We start from the raw sequence: 24,168 nt of genomic DNA on the forward strand, positions 1-24,168 counted from the left end.
CATGAAAAAATTAAGTTTTTTAGATAAGAATTTAACGCTTTGGATATTTATAGCTATGGCTCTTGGAGTTGGTTTAGGTTATTTTTTTCCAAACTTTCCAAATTTTATTAATTCTTTTAATCGAGGTACAACCAATATTCCTATCGCAATAGGTTTAATATTGATGATGTACCCACCGTTAGCTAAAGTTAACTATGCCTTGTTGCCTAAGGTTTTTAGTAACACAAAAATTCTTTCAATATCACTACTTTTAAACTGGGTTGTTGGGCCAGTTCTTATGTTTGTTCTAGCTATTACTTTTTTAAGAGATTATCCAGAGTATATGGTTGGTCTTATTTTAATTGGTTTAGCTCGTTGTATAGCCATGGTTTTAGTGTGGAACGATTTAGCAGAGGGAAGCAGTGAGTACGGAGCAGGTTTAGTAGCATTGAATAGTATTTTTCAGGTATTTGGTTATAGCTTTTATGCATGGTTATTTATTACCAAATTACCTCCGCTTTTTGGTTTTGAAGGAGCTATTGTAGACATATCAATAGCAACCATAGCCGAAAGTGTTGCTATTTATTTAGGTTTACCATTTTTAATGGGTATTTTAAGTCGTTTAATTTTGGTAAAATTAAAGGGAGAAGATTGGTATACAAAAAAGTTTATACCCACTATTTCTCCATTAACCTTAATAGCACTTCTGTTTACAATTATTATTATGTTTTCTCTTAAAGGAGAACTTATAGTTGAAATACCAATGGATGTATTAATAATTGCTGTACCACTTTTAATTTATTTTGGTTTAATGTTTATTGTTGGGTTCTTTTTTACAAAAGCAATGGGTGCAGAATACGATAAAACTGCAGCCGTAGCCTTTACAGCAGCAGGCAATAATTTTGAGTTGGCTATTGCAGTAGCTATAGCTGTTTTTGGTTTAAATTCTGGTCAAGCTTTTACAGGAGTTATAGGGCCATTAGTAGAGGTTCCAGCTTTAATATTACTTGTAAAAGTATCTTTCTGGTTAAAGAAAAAATATTTTGCTTAAAAATTTAGTGTAAATTGCTTTAAGACCCTTGTGTGTTATTTAGTAGATGCTTGGGTCTTTAAATTTACAATTTTAATACAGCTGAAGTTAATAAGTAAAGGCTATGTTTAGCAAGTACATTAAAAGCTTCCAACCTATATTCTAAACCTGTTTGAAGTTTTAAAGTTTCCGAAATTTGCCATCCTATTTGAGTCATAGTTCGTTCATCAAATTCAGGAGTGTCTTTTTTGCTAAAGCTCCAGAGTCCTTCTAAAGCACAAAATAAATAAGGTTCACCAACATCTAATTTTTCACCATTTAAAGGGAAGTCTACGGCAAACCTATAGCGTTGCCTAAAAATAGTTTTTGTGTCTAAAATACGCTGTTCAGCCCGTACTCTGTGGCCAAATCTAAAACTGTGCCTTTGTTTTTTGTAGTTAAATTGTTGGGTAAATCTAACTTCGCCACTTCCTGTGTTAAATAAATCTCTGTTTCGGTAATAAATTCCTAAACTTAAATCGTGATTAATATTTAATTTAAAAGTTGAAAAATGATAGACATCCATTTGCTGCTGTTTGTATCCAAAACTATCATCCGGATTTAAAAAATAGCGTGAACGTGCAGCAAAGTTTACACTATAATTTTTTGTAGCCTTATGGCTAACAGAAATAGACGATTCGCCCATTAAGGTTAAATTGTTTTGGCCAGAAACCGATAAACAAAAGAAAAGTAAAAGAAATAATAAAGGTTTAAAATAACGCATGCTCGTACGACGATGAAGATATCGGTCTTGATTTTTCAAATTCGCCTGTAAATTTAAAAGTAAATTCTTTGAATAAACGGTCTTTTTCAGATTTTATTTCTGCAATAATTTCAAAATGGGTGTGTTTTCCAATCGGATTTTCAAGAATATAATTAATAAAATCTGTATCTGTTTTAGTCGTTTTGTTAATGTATTGTTCTTGTATTTTTATAAAACTATATTTGTCAAAATTTGTTTTAAAGTAAGTTGTAATCTGTTGTAAAGCGCCTTCAGGAATATGTTTTTGTTTTATAATAATTTCAATATCTTCAAGTTTGCCTAAGGTGTCAAACTCTACGCTATAATGCAATTTGTTATACTTAAATTTAGCTTCATAACTTTTGTTTTTACCATCAATTTCTTTAAAAAATTTTAGTCTTTTTAATGGTTTTTTAGTGTTATTAAAATAATTATAGGCAGGTTTAGGAAATTGAAAATCAGGAATGCGTTCTTCTTTTTCATTTTTTGTTTGAGCTTGTAATAAGCAAGACCAAAATAATAAAATTATAATGTTATACTTCATGATATCTAAAACAATTAATTTCGTGATCGTTAACCATTCCGGTGGCTTGCATAAAGGCATAAACCACTGTTGAACCTACAAATTTAAAACCGCGTTTTTTTAAATCTTTACTTAAAACATCACTCAAAGTGGTATTTGCTGGTACATCTTTGTAGTAATTTATATGGTTTTTTATTGGTTTTCCATCAACAAATGTCCAAATATATTTACTAAATGTGCCAAATTCTTCTTGAATTTTTATAAAAGCTTGGGCGTTAGTAACTGTAGCTTTTACTTTTAGTTTATTTCTTATAATACCTGGGTTTTGTAGTAAATCATCAATTTTATTCTGCTTATATTTTGCAATTTCTTCATAATTAAAATTATTGAAGGCAACCCTAAAATTTTCACGTTTTTTTAAAATGGTTATCCAACTTAGTCCTGCTTGAAAGGTTTCTAAAACTAAAAATTCAAATAAAGTATCATCATCGTAAACAGGAACACCCCATTCTTTGTCATGATAAGCTTCATAAAGTGTGTCGCCTTCGCACCAGCCACATCTATGTTTAGTTTGCATAATTTAGTTGTAAGGTTTTAAGTAAATTTATGACAAATATCAGGGTATTAAAAAGATTGATGCCTTAAATTTGAAAAAGAATTTTACACCCAAAGTATTATGAATTCTATTATATCAGAAAGTTTAAAACGAGGTATTTCTTACGGCGATTACAGAGATTTATCAAAAAACCTTGTTTTAAATAATGCTACCACAGGACCACAACAAACCGAAGCGCTTATAAATTACACTAAGCTTAATGATAGGCGCATGAAACGTTGGGATAAAACTATAAAAGTAAACGATTTACAGCAACAAATCATTGCATCTAGTAAAAGGCCAATTACTTTATTAGCTATAACAGAAACTTGGTGTGGCGATGCTGCTCATGTTTTACCAGTTATAAATAAAGTGGCAGAATTAAATGATAAAATTAATTTAAAACTTGTTTTAAGAGATGAAAATTTAGAGCTTATAGATGCGTATTTAACTAATGGTGGACGTGCTATACCTAAAATATTATTTATTGATGATGAAACAGGTGAAGTGCTAAATACTTTTGGCCCAAGGCCAAGTGAAGCAACTAAAATGGTTGAAGCTTATAAAGCAGAACATGGTAAGTTAACGCCAGAATTTAAAGAAGATTTACAATATTGGTACAATAAAAATAAAGGGCAAAATATAATTAATGATTTTATTGACGTTTTAAAATCATTAACAGAATCTACTACTATTTCCCAATAAAATTAAAAGTGATAGTTCCTATTTGAGTTTGTTTACTAGCATCTGCACTAAAAACAGATTGCTTTGCGTATTCTAGAGCTTTTTCTTTTAGACATTGATTTTCTGAGGTAGATGAGTTATTTATGTAAGTATCGGTTACATGGCCTTCGCCGTTAACCGTAATATTAACAACTATTTTTCCATTTTCTTCACATAAATAAACAGGTATAGGTATGTGAACTCGCGATCTATCTTTTAATGAAAAGCTAATAGTACTTTTTGCATTATTATTCTTGTCTTGTTGTTTTTTTAGTAGCTCGTTAACTTTACTAAACTTATCTAATTCATCTTTATTTAATGATTTAGCTTCTTTTTGAGAATACTTTAGTTTTGACGTGTTAGGTCCTGCATCGAAACCTTCAAGATCGGGAACATAATCTTCTGGCGGAGCAATAGTTTTAAAGGCTTGAGCGAAATGTTCGTTTTGTTTTGCCTCGTTAAAAGCGTTATTAGTTTCTGCTTCTGAGTTTTTAGAAGATTCTTCTAAAGCTTTAATTTCTTGATTAACATCTTCAGGTAAGTATTCCTCTGGTTCTAGTTCGTAATAACTTTCTGCAGTATATAATTCTTGTTGTTTTAAACCAAAAATAAAAGTACAGAACACAACTACTCCTGAAAGTAAAAATGTGATTATAAGGGCTTTATGTTGATCTGTGAGAGTCAAATCTTAATTAAAAATATAAATAGGTTCTCGCAATATACGTAAAATTATGGAAATTAGCCGATATCAGGCTTTTAGGGTGTTTATAAAGGTTTCAATGCCTAATGCATTAGTTACATTAAAATCTCCAATTTTAGTGCGTCGTAAAGCCGATAAATGTGCGCCTGATTGTAGTGCTTTTCCAAAATCGTTTGCTAAAGAACGTATGTATGTGCCTTTACTACAAACAACTCTAAAATTAACATTTAAATTTTCGATGGAAGTAATTTCAAATTCAGAAATATTGATGGTTCTTGGTTTAATTTCAACGGCTTCACCAGCTCTTGCAAATTCGTATAAACGTTTGCCATCTTTTTTTACTGCAGAAAAAACTGGAGGAAACTGTTCAATATCTCCAATAAATTGTTTAGTGGTTTGATGTATTAATTCTTCTGTAATATGATCTGTTGGAAATGTTTCATTTATTTCGGTTTCTAAATCAAAAGAAGGTGTTGTACTCCCTAAAACAATGGTTCCTGTGTATTCTTTAACTTGAGCCTGAAATGTATTAATTTCTTTGGTTTTTTTACCCGTACAAATAATTAAAAGCCCAGTGGCTAAAGGATCGAGCGTACCTGCATGCCCAACTTTTATTTTTTTAATATTGAAGGCTTGACGTATTTCCCAGCGTAGTTTATTTACAGCCTGAAACGATGTCCAGTTTAAGGGTTTATCTATAAGTAAAACTTGCCCAGTTAGATAATCTTCTGCAGTTTTCATATTAATTAAATAAGGCAACTGCAATAGCAATAACACCAACTACAGCACAGTAAATAGCAAAGTAAGATAGTTTACTTTTTTTAACTAATGCAATCATCCAGGTACAAGCAAATAGTCCTGCCACAAATGCCGCAACAAAGCCAATAGAAAGCGCAGTGAAATTTTGACTTTCTAAAGAAATATCGCCACTTAAAACATCTTTAGCCATTTTACCAAAAATTAAAGGTACAACCATTAAAAATGAAAAGCGCGCAGCTTTGGTTTTATCGTTTCCTAATAAAACTGATGTAGAAATAGTTGATCCAGAACGTGAAATACCAGGCAACATGGCAATAGCTTGCGAAATACCTATTACAAAAGCATTTGCAAACGTTACTTTTTTGTTGGTGTCTTTAGCTTTGTCAGCTAAAAATAATAATAAGGCAGTAACAATAAGCATACAGCCAACAAGTAAAATGTTTCCTCCAAATAAGGCTTCAAGTTGTTCTTCAAAAAATAATCCAACTATAACAGCTGGAATCATTGAAATTCCAATTTTAACTATAAATTGTAAATCGTCGTTCCATTTAAACTTTAAGGCGCCTTTAATTAAATCTAAAATATCTTTTCTGAATACAACTATAGTACTTAATGCGGTTGCAAAATGAAGAACGACAGTAAATAGTAAACTTTCTTCTGGAACAGAATTATCACCTAAAATGGCTTTGCCTAATTCTAAATGGCCACTAGATGATACTGGTAAAAATTCGGTAAGCCCTTGAATAATTCCAAGAATTATAGCATCAATTATATTCATTAGTTTTCCTCAGGATTTAAAAGAATAGCATAGACCTCAAGACCAAAACCAATAAGAACTAGCATAGGTGCCAAACGAATACGTCTCCAGTTAAAAATTTCAGGGTTAAAAACATTAGGGTCGTCACTGCCGCCGCCAGACATTAAAATAAAACCTAAAGCTATAACAGCTAAACCAATAAACATAAATTTATAGTTTTTTTTGCCAAAAACAAAAGCTGGTTTTTTGCTTTCTTTTCGTTTTTGTTCTCCCATAATTTTTAATTTTTTACAAATAAAAGCAATTATTTTTTAGTAGTATAGTTGGTCGGTTTTTAAGTTTAAAAAACGTTGTGTTGCAAAATGGGTGCTTATCCAAGTAATAACAACACCTAGGGCAAAAATAAATAGAAATAGTAAACCTATTAAAATGGAGTTACTTAAAAGTTGTAACTCAGCAAAGGTTTTGTTAAGGTAATACAATACTATAGCCATTCCTATTAATGCTATTAAAGCACCAATCATTCCCAAACGAATGCTTTTCCAAACAAAAGGTTTGCGAATAAATTGTTTTGTAGCACCAACCATTTGCATGGTTTTTATGGTGAAACGTTTTGAGTAAACAGAAAGGCGAATGGAACTATTAATTAATAGTACCGCTATAACAGTAAAAATACCACTAATTAAAAGCACCCAAAAGCTTATTTTTTTAACGTTGTTATTCATAAGTTTCACCAAATCGTTGTCGTAGCTTACTTCATCAACAAAATCTTTGGTCAAGGCTTCGTTTGATATTTTTTCAAGATGTTCGGTAGTAACAAAATCTGCTTTCAGATAAACATCAATAGAGTTTTGTAATGGGTTGTAGCCAACAAAATCCATAAAATCTTCGCCGTTTTGGGCTTTCATAAATTCTGCCGCTTGTTCTTTCGATACGTATTCTGTGTGTTTAACATACTCGGCCATAGCCAAACTTTTTTCAAGTTGTTTGGTTTCAACTTCTTTAGCATTGTCTTTTAGATAAATAGTAACAACCACTTGTTCCTTAAAATGGTCGGAAACTTTTTTAGCATTCAACACCAATAAGCCCAACAATCCTACTAAAAATAAAACTAAGGCAATACTTAATACTACCGAAAAGTAAGATGAAATTAAACGACGTTTTTGATGTTTTTCAAACGATGAACTCATATAATGAATAAATTAATCACGTAAAAATATAAAACTAAACAACACAAAGTGTTTAAAATTACGCTTTTCAATAAAAACGATAATGCGGTTATTTTGTTTTAGCCTGTTTTATTTTTTTAGGTTTGCTAACTATATAAACTCCGGCAGCAACTAACAAACAACTAAAAATTTTAATAGGGTTTATATCTTTCGCATATTCGCTTTGCATAAAAACGTAAGCCAAAATGCTAACAATAATAAAGCTAACTACAGGTTGTAAATATACATAGCTGCTTGTAACCGAAGGTGCTAAATGTTTTAAAGCAAATATGTTAAATAAATAAGCAAAAAACGTAGTAAATAAAACGACATAACCAATGGTTAAAACGGTATGTGTAGTAAAACCACTAAAGTTTGTTTCTAAAAAAGCATTAACATTAAATGGCAGCGAAATAATAAAGCCTATTAAAAATATCCAACTTGAAACGGTAATGGCATGATATTTTTTCATCACAGTTTTTGCTATAACCAAGTATAAGCCATAACTACACGCGTTACCAAAAATTAGTAAATTACCTAAAAACGAACTATTCCCTTGTGCATTATTACCATAAAGAATTAAGGTAACAGCTCCAATTCCGGCAATTGTAATGCCTAATATTTTGTTTAATGTAATTTTTTCTTTTAAAATGAATAAACTGAAAACTAAAACTAAAACAGGGGTTGCAGTTTGTATAATAGAAGCATCAATAGGAGATGTTAAATTAATCCCATGAAAAAACAGCATTTGGTTTAAAGCACCACCAAAAAGACTGCATAAAAAAAGTTTTATAAAATCTTTTTTTTCAACACGTTCTTTAACAAATAATAGTTTGAGTAGCCAAAATAAAAAGGTGCAACTAGCTAGCCTAATAAAAACAAATGCAGTTGGCATAATTTTATCAGGCATAACACCTTTGGCAATAATGTAATTAGCTCCATAAATGGCATTTGCACCAAAAACAGCTAAATGAGCTTGAGTATTTTTATTAAACAATATATTACGTTTTATGCAGCGAAATTACAAATTGCTATAATAAAGCCTTGTTTTTATAGCATTAAAATTTGCTTTATGTAAATGTGTTCGTATTAATTGGCTCTTTTTCGTTTTAAAACGTAAATTTGCGCTTTCAAAAAATGTAGAAATAAACAGGATGAAATACAATTTCAACGACATTGATGCCAAATGGCAAAAATATTGGGCCGAAAACCAAACGTTTAAAGCTGAAAATAATAGCGATAAACCAAAATATTATGTTTTAGATATGTTTCCTTACCCAAGTGGTGCAGGTTTACATGTTGGGCATCCGTTGGGTTATATTGCATCCGATATTTATGCACGTTACAAACGTCACCAAGGGTTTAATGTTTTACATCCGCAAGGTTACGATTCGTTTGGTTTGCCAGCAGAACAGTATGCTATTCAAACAGGCCAACATCCGGCATTAACTACCGAAGCCAACATAAAAACATATCGCCGTCAATTAGATCAAATAGGATTTTCTTTTGATTGGAGCAGAGAAGTACGTACGAGTAATCCAGAATATTACAAATGGACACAATGGATTTTTATACAATTATTTAATTCATGGTATAATGTAGATGCTAATAAAGCTGAAGACATTTCAGAATTAATTAAAGTTTTTGAAAACGAAGGTAACGCCAATGTAAACGCTGTTGCCGATGAAGATATAACTGTTTTTTCTGCTGAAGAGTGGAATGCTTTTTCAAGCAAAAAACAACAAGAAATTTTACTTGGGTATCGTTTAACCTATTTAGCCGAAACCGAAGTAAACTGGTGTCCGGCTTTAGGAACTGTTTTAGCCAACGACGAAATTGTAAATGGCGTTTCAGAACGTGGTGGGCATCCTGTGGTGCGTAAAAAAATGACCCAATGGAGCATGCGTATTTCTGCTTATGCCGAACGTTTATTACAAGGTCTAGAAACTATCGATTGGACAGATTCGCTTAAAGAAAGCCAACGTAACTGGATTGGTAAATCGGTTGGTGCATCGGTAACTTTTAATGTTATTCCTAATGATGCTGTCATTTCGAGCGTAGTCGAGAAGCCTCAAATTGAAGTATTCACCACGCGTCCCGATACCATTTTTGGTGTAAGTTTCATGACATTGGCACCAGAACACGATTTAGTATTACAAATTACAACACCAGAACAAAAAGCTGAGGTTGAAGCCTATATTGAAGCCACCGCAAAACGTAGCGAGCGCGAACGTATGGCAGATGTTAAAACCATTTCGGGTGCATTTACTGGTGCTTATGCAGAGCATCCGTTTACCAAAGCCCCTATTCCAATCTGGATTGGCGATTATGTGCTTGCCGGTTACGGTACAGGAGCTGTTATGGCAGTGCCTTGTGGCGACCAACGCGATTACGATTTTGCAAAGCATTTTAATATTGACATTATAAATATTTTTGATGGTGTAGATATTAGCGAAGAAGCTTACGCATCAAAAGACAATGTAAAAATTGCCAATAGCGATTTCCTTAACGGAATGAACTATAAAAAAGCCACAAAACATGCCATTTACGAATTAGAGCAAATTGGGCATGGTCAAGGCAAAACCAATTACCGTTTACGTGATGCTGTATTTAGTCGTCAGCGTTATTGGGGTGAGCCATTCCCTGTGTATTATGTAGACGGTATGCCGCAAATGATTGATGCCAAACATTTACCAATACAATTACCAGAAGTTGAAAAATATTTACCAACCGAAACAGGCGAGCCACCATTAGGAAATGCCAACGTTTGGGCTTGGTGTACAGAAACCAATTCGGTTGTAGAAAATAGCAAAATAAATAATACAACGGTGTTTCCTTTAGAGCTTAATACCATGCCAGGTTGGGCAGGAAGTTCATGGTATTTTAACCGATACATGGATGCTGGTAATATAGAAGCCTTTGCAAGTAAAGAAGCCTTAAATTATTGGAAAGAAGTTGATTTATACATTGGCGGAAGCGAGCATGCCACTGGCCACTTATTATACGCTCGTTTTTGGCAGAAATTTTTATTTGATAAAGGATTTGTGCCGGTTGCTGAATTTGCAAAAAAACTGATTAACCAAGGTATGATTTTGGGAACTAGTGCTTTTGTTTATAGAGCAGTTCCTCATTTTATTATTTCAAATGAGGAGCAAGAAAGTAACAAAGAAAAATACGAAGAATTAATTAACAGATTACCAAGTACGTTTCATTCAAAAGATTTAATTGAAAAATATTTTACGATTGAAAAAAAATCTAATTTTTCTAATGATAAATTTTTAGAATTAAAGGCTTTATATGAAAAATATAATACAGATAATCTAGATTTAGAAGCATTAGTTATTGAATGGCAAAAGTTACATGCTGATGTGTCTTTTGTAAATGCTTCTGATGAGTTAGATGTTGAAGCTTTTAAAAACTGGCGCGCAGAATATAAAGATGCCGAATTTATTTTAGAAGATGGCATTTACAAAGTTGGTCGTGAAGTCGAAAAAATGTCGAAATCAAAATACAACGTTGTAAACCCAGACGATATTGTAAAAGATTACGGCGCCGATAGTTTACGTTTATACGAAATGTTTTTAGGGCCTTTAGAGCAATACAAACCTTGGAATACTGCTGGTATTACGGGTGTGCACAATTTCTTAAAGAAACTTTGGAAGTTGTATGCAGACGATAACGGACTAAAAGTTACCGACGCAGAACCAACCAAAGACAACTTAAAAACGTTACATAAAACCATAAAAAAGGTACAGGAAGATATTGAGAATTTCTCTTTTAATACTTCGGTGTCTACATTTATGATTGCTGTTAACGAGTTAACCCAACAAAAATGTACAAGCAAAGCTATTTTAGAGCCTTTATTGGTTTTAATTTCGCCTTATGCGCCACACATTGCCGAAGAGCTTTGGAGCCAGTTAGGAAATAGCGAGTCTATTTCTACAGTACTGTTTCCTGTGTTCGATGAAAGTCATTTAATTGAAAGCAGTAAAAATTACCCTATTTCGTTTAACGGTAAAATGCGTTTTACGCTAGAATTACCAATGGATATGAGTAAAGATGACATTGAAAAAACCGTAATGGCGCACGAAAAAACACAAGAACAATTAGCAGGCAGAACGCCTAAAAAAGTGATTGTAGTGCCAGGAAAAATTGTAAATATTGTAGGTTAAATTTAGTTTTCTTTTAAACTATATGTTATTTGGGAGTTGCACGTTGCGTTAGGGATTGAAGCGGCATCCTTTTTTTGAAGTATGAGAAAAAAGATATAGCGTAAAGCCCGACGCCGACCTTAGGAGGTGTAACGCCCAAATTTTTATTTAAATTATACCATTTTTATTATGGAAATTGTAGGTTTTGTTGCCGCATTTTTAACTACTGCTGCCTTTTTGCCACAAGTGTATCAAACTTGGAAAACTAAAGATGTTACAAGTTTATCTATGCCCATGTTAACCATGTTTTTTGTGGGTATTATATTGTGGCTAATTTATGGTATTAGTATAAACAGCCCATCAATGATTGTGGCTAATAGCATAACGGTAATTTCGGCGTTTATGTTAGTTTACTTCAAAATTAAATACGCAAAAAAATAGCCTGTTTTTTTAAATTTTTCTAGTATTAATTATTGTAATTTTTAAAGTTACTAAAATTCTGTTTTTATTTTTTTTATTTTAATAAAAATGAGGTTTTCCATTTTTTACATTACAATATATAATTAATTCGTTGTAAATTGCTTTAATAAAATAATCTAAATTAATTATTGATGAAAATTGGTGTTCCAATAGAAATTAAAAACAACGAAAACCGTGTAGGTATGACGCCTTCTGGGGTTTTTGAACTAACTAAAAGAAACCATACGGTTTATGTGCAAAAAAATGCAGGATTTAATAGTGGTTTTTTAGATGAAGATTACATTGATGCCGGAGCAACTATTCTAGATACCATAGAAGATGTTTACGCTACAGCAGAAATGATTGTTAAGGTTAAAGAACCTATAGCCGAAGAATATGGTTTAATAAAAGAACACCACACTGTGTTTACTTATTTCCATTTCGCATCTAGCGAACCTTTAACAAATGCAATGATAGAAAGTAAAGCAGTTTGTATTGCTTACGAAACTGTTGAGGCGGAAGATGGCTCGTTACCGTTGTTAATTCCAATGTCTGAAGTTGCAGGAAGAATGTCTGTGCAACAAGGGGCTAAATATTTAGAAAAACCAATTAAAGGTCGTGGCATCTTGTTGGGAGGCGTACCAGGTGTTCCGCCAGCAAAAGTTCTAGTTTTAGGAGCTGGTATAGTAGGGTATCAAGCGGCTAAAATGGCTTCCGGTTTAGGAGCGCAAGTAACTATTATGGATATTAACATGAAAGCACTTAGGTATGTAAGTGATTCTATGCCAAATAATGTTATTAGTGAGTTTTCTAGCGAATACAATATAAGAAAGCATATTAAAGATGCCGATTTAATTATTGGTGGGGTTTTAATTAAAGGAGCAAAAGCACCTAAGCTTATTACTAGAGATATGCTTAAAGAAATGAAACCAGGAGCTGTAATGGTTGATGTGGCCGTAGATCAAGGTGGTTGTTTTGAAACTACCAAGCCTACAACTCACCAAGATCCTACTTACGTAATAGATGAGGTTGTACATTACAGTGTAGCCAATATGCCAGGAGCAGTACCTTATACCTCTACAATGGCTTTAACTAACGTAACATTACCTTATGTTATTAAATTGGCAAATGATGGTTGGGAAAAGGCATGCGAAAATAATAAAGCCTTACAAAAAGGATTAAATATTGTAAACGGAAAAATTGTTTATAAAGAAATAGCTGAAGCTTTTGACTTAGAGTTTGAAAAAGCTTAGGTTTTACTTAAGAGTGATATGTAAAAACGGAAAATACACAATGCTATTTTCCGTTTTTTTTATTTATATACTGACAGAATATCATTTTAACAACATTGGCTTTATTTTTGTTATATTTAAATCGTTAAACTAAAAATATTAAAATAATGATTGGTACAGGATATATGGGTTACTACATTTTAATGGGGGCTATCTCTCTTGTGAGTTGGTTGGTTAGTAATCAATTAAAAAGAAAATTTAAAAAATACTCTCAGGTTCATTTACGTAACGGTATGAGTGGTGCCGAAATTGCAACAAAAATGTTGTCAGATCATGGTATAAGAGATGTTGAGGTTATATCAACACGAGGGCAATTAACAGACCATTATAACCCTAAAAATAAAACGGTTAATTTAAGTGAGGTTGTTTATAATCAACGAAATGCTGCTGCTGCTGCTGTTGCAGCTCACGAAGTTGGTCATGCTGTTCAGCATGCGCAAGCTTATCAGTGGTTAACAATGCGTTCTAAATTAGTGCCCGTTGTTCAGGTTACATCAAGCATGTCGCAATGGGTTGTTTTTGGTGGTATTGCTTTAATGGCATCAAACGCTATTGGTGGATTAGGGCAGTGGGTAGCTATAGCTGGATTGGTAATGATGGCTTTTGCAACATTATTTAGTGTTATTACTTTACCTGTAGAGTACGATGCAAGTAACCGTGCTTTGGCTTGGTTAAAAAATAAAAATATGGTAACACCAGATGAGTATGTAGGTTCTGCTGATGCTTTAAAATGGGCTGCAAGAACTTATTTAGTTGCTGCAATTGGTGCTATTGCTTCGTTATTATACTGGGCGCTTCAAGTTTTTGGAGGTCGCGATTAGTAATTAAATATCAATAAAAAAATAACAAAGCCAGAGCATAGCTCTGGCTTTGTTTATAGTATTTTGAATGTGTTTATTTTAGTTTAAAACTTAGTCTGGCAAATAAGAAACGTCCACCAATGCCAAATTGTTGAGACCTTCTGGACCAGTCGAAACGCCCACTACTTCTATTAGCTTCAATAGCTCTATCTGGATAGATGTCAAATAAATTATTAGCTCCAATGGTAAGTGTTAGGGCATCTGTAGCTTGGTAACCAAAAGATAAATCGGTTACTATTTTAGATGAAAACTCTTGCTGATTGGCTACTGTATTAGTGGCTTCAGAAACAGGGCCAAAATACACATTGCGTAAAAACATATTAAATTTATTAACGGTGTAATTGTTAGTTAAATTTACTTTTGTTCTAGGTACAGCTTCTTCTAAATAAATTCTACTAGACTCGTCAAAATAAGTTTCTACCAAACCAGCCTCTTCTAATACATCAGAAGCTTTTATGTCACCAACACGTATGGTTTTAGAAAAAGTACCAGATAAATCGGTTACCAATCTTCCGTTTGTGCCAATATTAGCTTTGTGAGTAATTACGATATCTAAACCTTTAGATTCTGTATCGATGGCATTCGCAAAAAACGCAGCTCCCGATGCGTTAGCTTGTGTTAATAAGCTGGCTAATTCTTCGTTAGCATCGTCTATATAATCGCCGTTATCATCAGTTTGTGGTTCAAAAGTTCCTGTGTAAACAACACGATCATCTATAGCAACAAAATAAGCATCTGCAGTAATGCTTAAGTTAGCATCTGGAATTTTTGCAGTAATACCTACACTAGCACTTTTTGAGGTTTCTTCTTTAAGTGCAGGAATGCCTAATAATGTTGCTACTTTACTGTCGTTTGAAAAGGTGCCTACTTCTTGTGCAATACCATCAACAAAAATAGTAGAAACCGAGTTGTAGTTTAATTGATGAAGTGAAGGTGCTCTAAAGCCAGTGTTTACTGCGGCTCTAATGTTTACATTATCACTTGCTTTATATCTAGTAGCTAGCTTAAAGTTGATAGTCGATCCAAAATCTGAATAATTTTCGTAGCGTGTAGCAAAACTTGCTAAAAATGCTTCAGAAAAATCGGCTTCTAAATCAAAATAACCGGCAACACTATTTCTGTCTCTAGATAATTCGTTAGTAGGCCTAAATCCAGGAAATACTTGTGAGCCTCCAGGTCTAGATTCACCAAAGAAATCTTGAGCAGCCACTTGTGTTGATGTAGTTATTAATTCGCCGTCTGCAGTATATTGTCCATAAGAAGCTTCTTCACCAGCATAAATTTCATAGGTTTCTAATCTATATTCCGCACCAAAAGCTATGTTTAATCCGTTTAATACATCATCGTGAAATTTATTAATATCTAAATTAACGGTGTTTTGTGCAAAACTAAATCCGCCAGCATCAAAAGTAAATGGCGACGCGTTTTGCATGGAAGCGTTGTAGGTGTTTCCAATAACGTACAAAAATTCGTTTTTACCCCAAGTATTACTTAAATCTACATTCCAATCATTTATTTTTCCCTTTATACCAAAAGCAAAAGACTGATCTGTAATGGTTGAGTTTATTTCAGGCAAAAAACCATTCATATATGCAGGGGTGTAGGTTCTACTTTGGTTTGGTAATCTATAGAATCCTGCTGAGTTTCCTTTTCTTGAGCTAATACCAGCAAAAGAGTATAATTCTGTACCTTGGTCGTCTACAGGTAAAGAGAAGTTACCAAAAAAGCGGCCACCCCTCACTTCGCTTTGTCCAACACGCATATTAAAATCACTTCGTTGTAAACCTCTAGCAGCTAACTCTGCTTCGGTATTATCTGCGCTTAAAATAGCTTGTAATTCTTCTTTTGTTGCGGTTTGGCTTAAGCCTAATCCTGCTTCGTTTCCGTATTGTATAACATCATCAACATCATCGTCTAATAAATTTGCGATATCATATCCGTCTGCATTTGCAAAACGCTCCACAGTATTATATAAATTAAACACATCGCCTTCCCATTCTTTCATTCGGTTGTATGAATCTCTAAAATCGAAATCTCCAGTTAGATTAATAAAACCCCCATTTTTACCAAGAGGAATACCATAGTTAGCGCTTATATTAATGGTTTCGCCATCAACACCACCAGTTTGCCCGTTGGCGTTTTTTGAAAAGTTGGCTCCGGTAGTCATGTTTAAAGTAAGTTCGCTAACACTACTATCTAATACAATATTGATTACACCAGCAATAGCATCCGATCCGTATTGTGCTGCGGCACCATCACGTAAAACCTCTAAGCGTTTTATTGCTCCAGAAGGAATAGCATTTAAATCGGTACCAACACTACCTCTACCAAAAGTACCATTAACATTAACAAGTGATGAGTTGTGTCTTCTTTTACCATTAATTAAAACTAAAACTTGGTCTGGACCTAAGCCTCTTAGCGAAGCAGGGTCAATGTGGTCTGTGCCATCTGAAATGGTTTGTGTATTTGATGTGAAAGAAGGGGCTACAAAGTTTAAAATTTGATTTAAATTTACTTGAGGTCCAGCAGAAGTTAATTCAGAAATGTCAATAACATCAACAGGAACAGGTGTGTCTGTTGCTGTTCTTGCTGGGTTTCTAGAACCTACTAGAATAACTTCATCTAATGCAACACCAGATTTTAAAGAGACATTTAATGTTGTTCCTGTAACTGTAATTTCTAGAGTATCGTATCCAACATACGAAAATATAAGTACATCGCCATTATTGGCTGTAACAGTATAATTTCCATCAAAATCTGTAGTTGTTCCTGTGGTTGTTCCTTTAACAACTACCGATACACCAGGTAATGGTCCGGTTTCATCCTTAACAGTTCCGGTTACCTCTTGAGCAATAATGGCACTTGTGCTTAGAAAAAATAGAAACGCCATAATGGGTTTTAATTGTAAAAATTGTTTCATGTTTAGTTTTATTTTAAGTTAATTTCTTCTAAGATAATGATTTATAAAAATATAATAAGAAAATACAACAATTGAATTTTTAGTCTTATTAAGTTTTAATTGATAAATACATAATTTTTTAATTGGTTTATGGGTGTGATTTTAAATATTCATATAAAAATTAAACGTATTTTATACGTTTAATAAAAATAACTTAAAGCAATTTTTATGTTTTATCAAAAAAGACAATTAATAAAACTAATACTATTTAGTATTTATTAAATTTGCACGATTAAAATTTCGATATGTACAGAAGTCATAACTGTGGTGAATTAAGAGCATCACATACAAATACAGAAATAACCTTAGCAGGTTGGGTGCAAGGTGTTAGAGATAAGGGGTTTATGGTTTACGTAGATTTGCGAGACCGTTACGGGATAACTCAATTATATTTTGATGAAGAGCAAACCGATAAAAAAGTTTTGGAAACCGCCCAAAAGCTTGGACGTGAATTTGTAATTCAAGTTAAGGGAAAAGTACAAGAGCGTGCTTCTAAAAATCCAAATATTCCAACGGGTGATATTGAGGTGCTTGTTTCGGACCTTACTATCTTAAACAAAGCTAAACTTCCACCGTTTACTATTGAAGATAAAACAGATGGTGGCGAAGATATTCGTATGAAATATCGTTATTTAGATATTAGAAGAAATCCAGTAAAAAACAGCTTAATTTTTAGGCATAAAGTAACTCAAGAAGTTCGTAATTACCTGTCTAATGCCAGTTTTATTGAGGTTGAAACGCCATATTTAATAAAATCTACGCCAGAAGGTGCTCGCGATTTCGTAGTACCAAGTCGTATGAATGAAGGGCAATTTTACGCCTTACCACAATCGCCACAAACATTTAAGCAATTGCTTATGGTTGGTGGTATGGATAAATATTTCCAGATTGTAAAATGTTTTAGAGATGAAGATTTACGAGCCGATAGACAGCCAGAATTTACACAAATTGATTGTGAAATGGCTTTTATTGAGCAAGAAGATATTTTAAATACCTTTGAAGGTTTAACACGCCATTTACTTAAAGAAATTAATGGTGTTGAAGTCGATAAATTTCCAAGAATGCTTTACGATGATGCCATGCGTTTATACGGAAACGACAAACCAGACATTCGCTTTGGTATGCAGTTTGGTGAGTTAAACCAAGTAGCTCAGCATAAAGATTTTGGGGTTTTTAATAATGCCGAATTAGTTGTTGGTATTGCAGTTCCTGGTGGAAATAGTTATACCAGAAAAGAAATTGATAAATTAATAAGCTGGGTAAAGCGTCCGCAAGTTGGAGCTTTAGGTATGGTTTATTGTAGATATAATGATGATGGAAGCTTTAAATCGTCTGTAGATAAATTCTACGATCAAGACGATTTAGCTAAATGGGCCGAAGTTACAGGTGCAAAACCAGGCGATTTAATTTGTGTGCTTTCTGGCGACACAAACAAAGTACGTGCACAATTAAGTGCCTTACGCATGGAACTTGCAGAGCGTTTAGGTTTGCGTAAACCAAACGAATTTGCGCCACTTTGGGTTATTGATTTCCCGCTTTTAGAATGGGACGAAGACACCGAGCGTTACCACGCCATGCACCACCCATTTACATCGCCAAAGCCAGGCCAAATTGAATTATTAAAAACAGATCCGGGTGCGGTTAAAGCAAATGCTTACGATTTAGTTTTAAATGGTAACGAAATTGGTGGCGGTTCTATTCGTATTCACGATAAAGAAACGCAAGCCTTAATGTTCGATTATTTAGGATTTACAGAAGATGAAGCTAAAGCACAATTTGGCTTTTTAATGGATGCTTTTCAATATGGCGCTCCTCCGCATGGTGGTTTAGCTTTTGGGTTAGATAGATTGGTAGCAATTCTTGGCGGCCAAGAAACCATTCGCGATTATATTGCATTCCCTAAAAATAACGCAGGTCGCGATGTTATGATTGATGCACCTGCACCAATTGACGATGAGCAACTCACAGAATTAAGCTTAAAACTTAATTTAAAATCATAATTTTAAAAAATCCTGCAAATGCAGGATTTTTTATTACTTTTAATTGGTACAGAAAAAACAAACTGAAAAAAATTAAAACCATGAAACAACTTTTACTTTGTGCTACACTTTTATTTTCATTAGTTGTTTTTTCTCAAGATATAACAGGAACCGAGTTGTTAGATAAAGCCATTGCGTATCACGATCCAGAAGGAAACTGGGAAACCTTTTCCGATTCCTTAAAAATAACGATGGACATTCCTGAAAAACCTAATCGAGAAAGTAAAATTTATATTGATTTACCTAACGAATATTTTTCAGTAAAAGCTGAAGCACAAGGTAAGGTTGTAGAATATATAGTTGATAAGGATAGTGTTATTATTGGATTTAATGGAGAAAAAAATCCTTCCGAAGCCATTTTAAAAGCAAACAAATTAAGTAAAAAGCGCGCATTGCTTTATAAAAACTATTACAGCTACCTATACGGTTTACCAATGAAGCTTAAAGATGAGGGCACTATTATTCATGAAAAAGTTGAAGACAAAATCTTTAAAGGAAAATCATACTTAGTTTTAAAAGCCACTTACGATAAAAATGTTGGTAAGGACACTTGGTATTTTTATTTTAATAAGGTTACTTATGCTATGGAAGTGTATCAGTTTTATCATGATGAAAGTAAAAATGATGGTGAATACATTTTGTTATCTGACGAGAAAGTAATCAGTAGTATAAAAATGCCAAAAATAAGAGCTTGGTACATGAATAAAGACGACAAACATTTAGGAACCGATATTTTAAATTAGTTTGAGGCTTCATGAAATTTAACCAACTATTACGAAATTTTTTAATTTGGAAATACAAACATATTTCCGAACGAAATTTTGTATATATTCTTAGTGTAATCGTTGGGTTTTTAGCAGGATTAGGCACTGTAACCTTAAGAAACATCACCCATTACATTAGGTTGCTTTTCGAAATCGATTTATTTAAAAACTACCAAAACTCGCTCTATTTTATTTTTCCAATTATAGGTCTTTTATTGGTTTATATTATAAAACAAACTTGGTTAAAAAAGCATATTGGTCATGGTATTTCTTCAACATTACATGCTATTTCAAAGTTAAAAGGCATCATTCCTAGGTATAATATTTATGCTTCATTAATTACAGCACCACTAACTGCAGGATTTGGTGGTTCGGTAGGGTTGCAAGGTCCTGCCGTAAGTGTAGGATCAGCTTTAGGTTCTAACTTAGGGCGTTTATTACACGTAAATGCGAATACCCGCATGTTGCTTATTAGTTGCGCCGCCGCCGGAGCTATGGCAAGTATGTTTAAAGCACCAATTGCCGCCATTATTTTTGCGGTTGAAGTATTTAGTTTAGATGTTGCTTTTGCATCTTTAATTCCGTTGCTGTTAGCATCGGTTTCAGCGGTAATAACCTCATATTTTTTCTTAGGCACCGATTTTTTATTGCGTTTCGAGTTAACCGATAAATTTCAAATAAACGATATTGCTTTCTATATCATTTTAGGTTTAGTAACCGCTTTTGCATCGGTTTATTTTTCAAAAGTATTTTTCGCCATTACCAATTTTTTCAAACAATTTGAAAGCAGAGCAAAACGATTACTTATTGGCGGTTTAGCTATCGGAACCATCTTATATTTTATTCCACCTCTTTACGGTGAAGGTTATGGTATAATGAACAACTTACTTAAAGGCGATCATCTTGCTGCTATTGGTACAACTCCTTTCGAGTTAGATTTAAATAATATCTGGATAGTTATAGCGCTGCTTTTAGGTATTTCAATTTTTAAAGCTATAGCCATGACAACTACTTTTGGTGCTGGCGGTGTTGGTGGAGTTTTTATTCCTACACTAGTTATGGGAAGCGCTTTAGGTAATGCCTTTGCTAAAATTGTAAATAATATAGGTTTAGGTTTTCATGTTTCAGAATCTAATTTCACATTAATTGGTATGACAGGGTTAATGGCAGGGGTTTTACATGCGCCACTTACTGCTATATTTTTAATTGCTGAAATTACCGGTGGCTACGAACTTTTCGTGCCGCTTATGTTAGTGTCAGCCATATCGTTTGCTATAACAAAATACTATATTTCACATTCTATTTACACCTTAAAACTAGCACAGCGTGGCGAGTTAATGACTCACGATAAAGACCAAAACGTGCTTATGGTTTTAGATATAAATAAAGTTATAGAAACCAATTTTATACCCTTAAAACCAGAAATGAGTTTAGGCGATATGCTTCACCAAGGCGTTTCAAAATCTACTAGAAATTTATTTCCGGTGGTCGACGATGATAATGCTTTAGTCGGTATTATTTTATTGGACGATGTTCGAGACATCATGTTTAATCAATCACTTTATAATACCACTTTCGTAGACGATTTAATGCACAACCCGCCAGATATAATCGATTACAATAACGATTCCATGAAAAAAATTATGGCGAAATTTCAAGACTCAAACGCTTGGAATTTACCCGTAATAAAAGACAATAAATACATGGGCTTTGTGTCAAAATCCAAACTACTTACGGTATATCGCCGAGAATTAATTAATTTTACAAAATCTTAATTAATAGCATGAAGTATTTAATAGGCATCATCTTTTTTGCAGCATTAGCAAGCATTATTTGTGGCTTCGTTTTACAAGTCCCTTACTCCGAAAAGCTCATAGGTTTTGGTGTAGTTGCCTTATTTTTTGTAGTCATCCCAATGTTTTCTTATCGCCACTGGAAAGATAAAGATGTAAAAGATTATATGCTCACCAAAGAAAATCTAGAAGCCATGCGAAAACGTGAAGGCGACAAACGTAAACTTTAATTATTTTTTTGGGCGTTACCCAAGGGTCGCGCTGTCATTACTCGCTACCTCCTACGTCGGTGAGCTCAAACAGGCCATTCCATCGCTAACGCAGCCACCAACATTATAATAGACTAATTACCTAAGTTCGATATAAAACTCATAAAAAACAGCTAAAAACTCAATGAAACAGGTAATTGTCACCTTGAGCGCAGTCGAAAGGTTCGCAACAAAAATATCAATTAGGTCCCGACTGAGCTCAATCTGACAAAATATATTAATTAAGGTTACGCTTTTCTACAAAAAAACGTTTTAATAATCTCGATGCTTCTTCGGCCAAAATGCCACCAGTCATTTTAGTTTTTGGGTGTAATTTAGTGTTTAAATTTATACAGCCGCGTTCTTCATCGCGAGCGCCATAAACAATTTTCCCAATTTGACTCCAATACAAAGCTCCAGCGCACATTTGGCAAGGCTCTAAAGTAACATAAAGTGTACATTTTTTAAGATACTTTCCGCCTAAAAAATTTGCTGCAGCCGTAATAGCTTGCATTTCGGCATGGGCCGTAACATCGTTTAAGGTTTCTGTTAAATTATGGCAGCGGGCAATTATTCTATCTTCTATTACAATAACAGCACCAACAGGAATTTCACCTTTATCAAAAGCAGCTTCGGCTTCCTGCAAAGCTTTTTTCATAAAATAGGTGTCGTCAAAAGGTTTTATCATGATAGCAAAAATACAAATTCAAACTTGTACTTTTGCGTTGTGCAAAATTCAATTTTAAATCAAATACAATCACCTACAGAACTACGTCTTTTGAATCAAAAGGACTTGCCTCAACTTGCCCAAGAGTTACGTGAGTTTATTATAAACATTGTAGCAACAAAACAAGGCCATTTAGGAGCGAGTTTAGGTGTTGTAGAACTTACAATTGCTTTGCATTATGTGTTTAACACACCAACAGACGAACTTATTTGGGATGTTGGCCATCAAGCTTACGGCCATAAAATTTTAACTGGCCGAAAAGCAGTTTTTCATACCAACAGGCAAATAAATGGTATTAGCGGTTTTCCAAAACGAGAAGAAAGTGAATACGATGCTTTTGGTGTTGGGCATTCGTCAACCTCCATTTCTGCAGCTTTAGGTATAGCTATTGCATCACAGTTAAAAGGCGATAATAAACATCATATTGCTGTAATAGGCGATGCCAGTATTGCTAGCGGAATGGCTTTTGAAGGTTTAAATCATGCCGGAGTTACCAATGCGAATTTACTCGTAATTTTAAACGATAATGCTATTGGTATAGACCCAAGTGTTGGAGCGTTAAAACAGTACTTAACCAATGTTAAAAAAGGCACACAAAAGCAAGATAATATTTTTGAAGCCTTAAATTTTAACTATTCAGGACCTGTTGATGGGCATAATTTAGAAGCACTTATTTCTGAATTAAACCGATTAAAAACCATAAAAGGCCCTAAATTTTTACATGTAATTACCACTAAAGGCAAAGGTTTAAAACAAGCAGAAAAGGACCAAGTAAAATATCATGCGCCTGGTAAATTTGATGCCATAACAGGTGAAATTATACCAAAAACTAAATCCGGCTACACTAAATTTCAAGACGTTTTTGGCGAAACCATAGTTGAATTGGCTAAGCTAAATGAAAATATTGTTGGAATTACGCCTGCAATGCCAACTGGAAGTTCTTTAAAATACATGATGGAAGAATTGCCGGAACGCGCCTTCGATGTTGGTATTGCCGAACAACATGCCGTTACTCTGGCTGCAGGAATGGCAACTCAAGGTTTAATTCCGTTTTGTAATATTTATTCGACCTTTTTACAACGGGCTTACGACCAAATAATTCATGATGTTGCTTTGCAAAAATTGCCTGTAATTTTTTGTTTAGATCGTGCCGGTTTGGTTGGTGAAGATGGTGCTACGCATCATGGTGTTTTCGATTTAAGCTATTTAAATTGCATACCAAACCTTATTGTTTTTGCACCAAGAAACGAGGTTGAGTTGCGTAACATCATGTACACTGCCCAATTGGGTTTAAATAAACCCATCGCTATTCGTTATCCTCGCGGAACTGGAAACATGCTTAATTGGAAATTACCGTTTAAACCTATTGAAATTGGAAAAGGCGAACAGCTAAAACAAGGGAAAAACCTAGCTGTTTTAAGTGTTGGAACCATTGCTAACAACATTGCTAATACGATTGAAAATTTAGAAGTTTCGCATTACGATATGCGTTTTGTAAAACCGCTTGATGAGGAGTTACTACATGACATCTTTAAAAAATATAGTACCATAATTACGGTTGAAGATAATAGTGTAAAAGGAGGATTTGGATCTGCAATTATAGATTTTGCTGCAAAATACAATTACAAAAACACCATTAAAGTTAAAGGTATTCCCGATAATTTTATTGAACATGGTAGTGTTGATGATTTACAGCGATTAGTTGGTTTAGATGTTAATAGTTTAAAAGCATTCTTTTTAAAGTTTTTATGATTTTTTCTGTTTTTAATTTGAAGAACTATTAATTCCGCTAACTTGAATTTGTTTATTTTTTAGCTTACT

Annotated in this window: 22 protein-coding genes; 11 read left to right on the plus strand and 11 right to left on the minus strand. The window is 33.6% G+C overall.

Going from position 1 to position 24,168, the window contains the following annotated elements:
* The first annotated feature begins 1 nt into the window (after nucleotide 1).
* Complete coding sequence (gene arsB / locus LG649_RS13170; protein ID WP_226544285.1) at nucleotides 2-1,030, plus strand: ACR3 family arsenite efflux transporter; 1,029 nt, start codon at nucleotides 2-4, stop codon at nucleotides 1,028-1,030.
* A 64-nt stretch (nucleotides 1,031-1,094) separates the two neighbouring features.
* On the opposite strand, the gene LG649_RS13175 is transcribed toward arsB, so the two are convergent.
* Genes LG649_RS13175 through LG649_RS13185 form a run of 3 tightly spaced genes read right to left on the minus strand, consistent with a single transcriptional unit; the run spans nucleotide 1,095 to nucleotide 2,890 of the window.
* Nucleotides 1,095-1,811, minus strand: a complete 717-nt coding sequence (locus LG649_RS13175) for a DUF2490 domain-containing protein (RefSeq protein ID WP_226544286.1) — start codon at nucleotides 1,809-1,811, stop codon at nucleotides 1,095-1,097.
* The gene (locus tag LG649_RS13180) at nucleotides 1,759-2,334 is read right to left on the minus strand and encodes a hypothetical protein (protein ID WP_226544287.1); all 576 of its coding nucleotides are present in this window, start codon (nucleotides 2,332-2,334) and stop codon (nucleotides 1,759-1,761) included. The genes LG649_RS13175 and LG649_RS13180 overlap by 53 nt, the downstream gene beginning before the upstream one ends.
* On the minus strand, nucleotides 2,324-2,890 hold the full coding sequence (locus tag LG649_RS13185; RefSeq protein ID WP_226544288.1) for a DNA-3-methyladenine glycosylase I: 567 nt from the start codon (nucleotides 2,888-2,890) through the stop codon (nucleotides 2,324-2,326). Before LG649_RS13185 ends, LG649_RS13180 begins: the two co-directional genes overlap by 11 nt.
* A gap of 99 nt (nucleotides 2,891-2,989) precedes the next feature.
* Between LG649_RS13185 and LG649_RS13190 the strand changes: the two genes are divergently transcribed.
* Complete coding sequence (locus LG649_RS13190; RefSeq protein ID WP_226544289.1) at nucleotides 2,990-3,613, plus strand: thioredoxin family protein; 624 nt, start codon at nucleotides 2,990-2,992, stop codon at nucleotides 3,611-3,613.
* On the opposite strand, the gene LG649_RS13195 is transcribed toward LG649_RS13190, so the two are convergent.
* The 6 genes from LG649_RS13195 to LG649_RS13220 form a co-directional block, all read right to left on the minus strand.
* The gene (locus LG649_RS13195; protein WP_226544290.1) at nucleotides 3,600-4,316 is read right to left on the minus strand and encodes a hypothetical protein; all 717 of its coding nucleotides are present in this window, start codon (nucleotides 4,314-4,316) and stop codon (nucleotides 3,600-3,602) included. The two genes, LG649_RS13190 and LG649_RS13195, sit on opposite strands and share 14 nt — an antisense overlap.
* A gap of 63 nt (nucleotides 4,317-4,379) precedes the next feature.
* Nucleotides 4,380-5,072, minus strand: a complete 693-nt coding sequence (gene truB / locus LG649_RS13200) for a tRNA pseudouridine(55) synthase TruB (RefSeq protein ID WP_226544291.1) — start codon at nucleotides 5,070-5,072, stop codon at nucleotides 4,380-4,382.
* Nucleotide 5,073: 1 nt separating this feature from the next.
* Nucleotides 5,074-5,868 (minus strand): undecaprenyl-diphosphate phosphatase, encoded by a 795-nt coding sequence (locus tag LG649_RS13205; RefSeq protein WP_226544292.1) that lies wholly within the window; start codon nucleotides 5,866-5,868, stop codon nucleotides 5,074-5,076.
* The gene (locus LG649_RS13210) at nucleotides 5,868-6,122 is read right to left on the minus strand and encodes a DUF3098 domain-containing protein (RefSeq protein WP_226544293.1); all 255 of its coding nucleotides are present in this window, start codon (nucleotides 6,120-6,122) and stop codon (nucleotides 5,868-5,870) included. The genes LG649_RS13205 and LG649_RS13210 overlap by 1 nt, the downstream gene beginning before the upstream one ends.
* Before the next feature lie 36 nt (nucleotides 6,123-6,158).
* On the minus strand, nucleotides 6,159-7,037 hold the full coding sequence (locus LG649_RS13215; protein ID WP_226544294.1) for a cell division protein FtsX: 879 nt from the start codon (nucleotides 7,035-7,037) through the stop codon (nucleotides 6,159-6,161).
* 88 nt (nucleotides 7,038-7,125) lie between these two features.
* The gene (locus LG649_RS13220) at nucleotides 7,126-8,052 is read right to left on the minus strand and encodes a DMT family transporter (RefSeq protein WP_226544295.1); all 927 of its coding nucleotides are present in this window, start codon (nucleotides 8,050-8,052) and stop codon (nucleotides 7,126-7,128) included.
* 157 nt (nucleotides 8,053-8,209) lie between these two features.
* Between LG649_RS13220 and LG649_RS13225 the strand changes: the two genes are divergently transcribed.
* The 4 genes from LG649_RS13225 (at nucleotide 8,210) to LG649_RS13240 (ending at nucleotide 13,778) form a co-directional block, all read left to right on the plus strand.
* On the plus strand, nucleotides 8,210-11,227 hold the full coding sequence (locus tag LG649_RS13225) for a leucine--tRNA ligase (RefSeq protein ID WP_226544296.1): 3,018 nt from the start codon (nucleotides 8,210-8,212) through the stop codon (nucleotides 11,225-11,227).
* Nucleotides 11,228-11,395: 168 nt separating this feature from the next.
* Nucleotides 11,396-11,647, plus strand: a complete 252-nt coding sequence (locus LG649_RS13230; protein ID WP_226544297.1) for a SemiSWEET family sugar transporter — start codon at nucleotides 11,396-11,398, stop codon at nucleotides 11,645-11,647.
* A 170-nt stretch (nucleotides 11,648-11,817) separates the two neighbouring features.
* Entirely contained in the window at nucleotides 11,818-12,918 is a 1,101-nt protein-coding gene (gene ald / locus LG649_RS13235; RefSeq protein ID WP_226544298.1) for an alanine dehydrogenase, read from the plus strand.
* A gap of 146 nt (nucleotides 12,919-13,064) precedes the next feature.
* On the plus strand, nucleotides 13,065-13,778 hold the full coding sequence (locus tag LG649_RS13240) for a zinc metallopeptidase (RefSeq protein WP_226544299.1): 714 nt from the start codon (nucleotides 13,065-13,067) through the stop codon (nucleotides 13,776-13,778).
* Between the two features lie 73 nt (nucleotides 13,779-13,851).
* On the opposite strand, the gene LG649_RS13245 is transcribed toward LG649_RS13240, so the two are convergent.
* Nucleotides 13,852-16,737 (minus strand): TonB-dependent receptor, encoded by a 2,886-nt coding sequence (locus tag LG649_RS13245; RefSeq protein WP_226544300.1) that lies wholly within the window; start codon nucleotides 16,735-16,737, stop codon nucleotides 13,852-13,854.
* Between the two features lie 284 nt (nucleotides 16,738-17,021).
* Between LG649_RS13245 and aspS the strand changes: the two genes are divergently transcribed.
* The 4 genes from aspS (at nucleotide 17,022) to LG649_RS13265 (ending at nucleotide 21,602) form a co-directional block, all read left to right on the plus strand.
* Nucleotides 17,022-18,776, plus strand: coding sequence for an aspartate--tRNA ligase (gene aspS / locus LG649_RS13250; protein ID WP_226544301.1), 1,755 nt, complete (start codon nucleotides 17,022-17,024; stop codon nucleotides 18,774-18,776).
* A gap of 80 nt (nucleotides 18,777-18,856) precedes the next feature.
* Nucleotides 18,857-19,558 (plus strand): DUF6503 family protein, encoded by a 702-nt coding sequence (locus LG649_RS13255; protein WP_226544302.1) that lies wholly within the window; start codon nucleotides 18,857-18,859, stop codon nucleotides 19,556-19,558.
* 11 nt (nucleotides 19,559-19,569) lie between these two features.
* Nucleotides 19,570-21,354, plus strand: a complete 1,785-nt coding sequence (locus tag LG649_RS13260; RefSeq protein ID WP_226544303.1) for a chloride channel protein — start codon at nucleotides 19,570-19,572, stop codon at nucleotides 21,352-21,354.
* A gap of 8 nt (nucleotides 21,355-21,362) precedes the next feature.
* On the plus strand, nucleotides 21,363-21,602 hold the full coding sequence (locus tag LG649_RS13265) for a hypothetical protein (protein WP_226544304.1): 240 nt from the start codon (nucleotides 21,363-21,365) through the stop codon (nucleotides 21,600-21,602).
* Nucleotides 21,603-21,858: 256 nt separating this feature from the next.
* On the opposite strand, the gene LG649_RS13270 is transcribed toward LG649_RS13265, so the two are convergent.
* Complete coding sequence (locus tag LG649_RS13270) at nucleotides 21,859-22,308, minus strand: nucleoside deaminase (RefSeq protein WP_226544305.1); 450 nt, start codon at nucleotides 22,306-22,308, stop codon at nucleotides 21,859-21,861.
* Between the two features lie 39 nt (nucleotides 22,309-22,347).
* Between LG649_RS13270 and dxs the strand changes: the two genes are divergently transcribed.
* Nucleotides 22,348-24,099 carry a 1-deoxy-D-xylulose-5-phosphate synthase gene (gene dxs / locus LG649_RS13275; protein WP_226544306.1) on the plus strand — a complete coding sequence of 584 codons (1,752 nt, stop codon included), beginning with the start codon at nucleotides 22,348-22,350 and terminating at the stop codon, nucleotides 24,097-24,099.
* Nucleotides 24,100-24,168 lie beyond the last annotated feature (69 nt).

It is taken from the genome of Neotamlana laminarinivorans (assembly GCF_020523925.1).
GTDB lineage: Bacteria > Bacteroidota > Bacteroidia > Flavobacteriales > Flavobacteriaceae > Neotamlana > Neotamlana laminarinivorans.